Origin of the sequence: Pseudomonas sp. NPDC087817, from assembly GCF_044742875.1 — a bacterium.
Taxonomy (GTDB): domain Bacteria; phylum Pseudomonadota; class Gammaproteobacteria; order Pseudomonadales; family Pseudomonadaceae; genus Aquipseudomonas.
In genome coordinates, this window is the sequence record NZ_JBIUVJ010000152.1 from 1 (window position 1) to 2,671 (window position 2,671).

The 2,671-nt window shown below is 60.5% G+C and carries 1 pseudogene; it reads right to left on the reverse strand.

The annotated features are described in order from the left end of the window. Positions 1-59 precede the first annotated feature (59 nt). Positions 60-2,671: pseudogene (gltB, locus tag ACIONG_RS30230) on the reverse strand (glutamate synthase large subunit); the annotation flags it as partial.

The following is a 2,671-nucleotide window of genomic DNA, read 5'->3' on the forward strand; positions in this document are numbered from 1 at the left end:
AATTATACGTAAAACAAGAATTACATCATTAACACGAAAACACACGTCTCCACATGCTATATAAAAGAGCTCTTGATGGTGCCGTAGCGCGCCGGGTCTTCGCCGCCTTCGCCGGAGTTGGAACGCGCACCGAGACGGTTCATGGCTTCGGCCAGGGCTTCGTGAGCTTCCGGTGACAGTGCGCCCAGCGAGATGCCGGCGGAGTCGAAGCGCTTGAGCACCGATTCCAGCGGTTCGATTTCGCTGATGTCCAGCGGCGTGTCGAGGGTCTTGACCTTGAGCAGGTCACGGATCATCGACACCGGACGGTTGTCCACCAGCGAGGTGTATTCCTTGAACTTGGCGTAGTCGCCCTGCTGCACAGCGGCTTGCAGGGTGTTAACCACGTCCGGGTTGTAGGCGTGATATTCGCCACCGTGGACGAACTTCAGCAGACCGCCCTGCTGGATCGGCTTGCGCGGGCTCCAGGCTTCGGTGGCGAGTGCTTTCTGCTCGGCTTCGATGTCGACGAAACGCGCGCCCTTGATGCGGCTCGGCACGCCACGGAAGCTCAGGTCGCAAACCTCTTCGGACAGACCGATGGCTTCGAACAGCTGCGCACCACGGTACGAAGCGATGGTCGAGATACCCATCTTCGACAGAATCTTCAGCAGACCTTTGGTGATGCCTTTGCGGTAGTTCTTGAACACCTCGTAGAGGTCGCCCAGCACTTCACCGGTACGGATCAGGTCACCCAGCACTTCGTAAGCCAGGAACGGATACACCGCCGAGGCGCCGAAACCGATCAGCACCGCAAAGTGATGCGGGTCACGGGCGGTCGCAGTTTCAACAAGGATGTTGGAGTCGCAGCGCAGGCCTTTTTCGGTCAGACGGTGATGCACTGCACCGGTCGCCAGCGAAGCGTGGATCGGCAGCTTGCCCGGGGCGATATGGCGGTCGCTCAGAACGATCTGGGTACGCCCGGCTCGCACGGCTTCTTCAGCCTGATCGGCAACGTTGCGGATCGCCGCTTCGAGGCCGACGCTTTCGTCGTAGTTGAGGTCGATGATCTGCCGCTCGAAACCCGGGCGGTCGAGGTTCATCAGCGAGCGCCACTTGGCCGGGGAAATAACCGGCGAGCTGAGGATCACGCGCGAGGCATGTTCCGGCGACTCCTGGAAAATGTTGCGCTCGGCACCGAGGCAGATTTCCAGCGACATCACGATCGCTTCCCGCAGCGGGTCGATCGGCGGGTTGGTGACCTGCGCGAACTGCTGACGGAAATAGTCGTACGGCGTGCGTACGCGCTGGGACAGCACGGCCATCGGCGTGTCATCGCCCATCGAACCCACGGCTTCGTAGCCTTGTTCGCCGAGCGGGCGCAGTACCTGATCACGCTCTTCGAACGTGACCTGATACATCTTCATGTACTGCTTGAGCTGATCGACGTCGTAGAACGCCGAACCGTGGTCGTTGTCTTCCATGGTCGCCTGGATGCGCAGGGCATTCTTGCGCAGCCATTGCTTGTACGGATGACGGGATTTCAGACGGTTGTCGATCGCGTCAGTGTCGAGGATCTGCCCGGTTTCGGTGTCCACGGCGAGGATCTGCCCCGGACCGACACGGCCCTTGGCGATCACGTCTTCGGGCTGGTAGTTCCACACGCCGATTTCCGAAGCAACAGTGATGAAACCGTTGGTGGTGGTGACCCAGCGCGCCGGGCGCAGACCGTTACGGTCGAGCAGGCACACTGCGTAGCGACCGTCGGTCATGACCACGCCGGCCGGGCCGTCCCACGGTTCCATGTGCATCGAGTTGTACTCGTAGAACGCACGCAGATCCGGGTCCATTGTTTCGACGTTCTGCCACGCAGGCGGAATGATCATCCGCACGCCACGGAACAGGTCGATGCCGCCGGTGACCATCAGCTCCAGCATGTTGTCCATGCTCGAGGAGTCGGAACCGACACGGTTGACCAGCGGGCCGAGCTCTTCCAGATCCATCAGATCATTGGTGAACTTGGTCCGTCGGGCCTGTGCCCAGTTGCGGTTACCAGTAATGGTGTTGATCTCGCCGTTGTGGGCGAGGAAGCGGAATGGCTGCGCCAGCGGCCACTTCGGCAAGGTGTTGGTGGAGAAGCGCTGGTGGAACACGCAGATCGCGGTTTGCAGGCGCTCGTCACTCAGGTCTGGATAGAACGCGGCCAGATCGGCCGGCATCATCAGCCCTTTATAAATGATGGTCTTGTGCGAAAAGCTGCAGATGTAGTGGTCGGAATCGACGGCATTGGAGACCGACGAGCGACGACGGGCGCTGAACAGCTTGACCGCCATGTCCTGATCGCTCAGGCCTTCACCGCCGATGTACACCTGCTCGATCTGCGGCAGGCGCTCAAGGGCCAGGCGGCCGAGGACGCTGGTGTCGATCGGCACTTTGCGCCAGCCGATCAGTTGCAGGCCTTCGGCAAGGATCTCGCGATTCATGTTTTCGCGAGCGGCTTCGGCCTTGGCCGGATCCTGGTTGAAGAAGACCATGCCCACAGCGTATTGCTTGGGCAACTCGACACTGAAGGTTTCCTGAGCAATGGCGCGCAGGAACGCATCAGGCTTTTGAATCAGCAGACCGCAACCGTCACCGGTCTTGCCGTCGGCATTAATCCCACCGCGGTGGGTCATGCAGGTCAGGGCCTCAA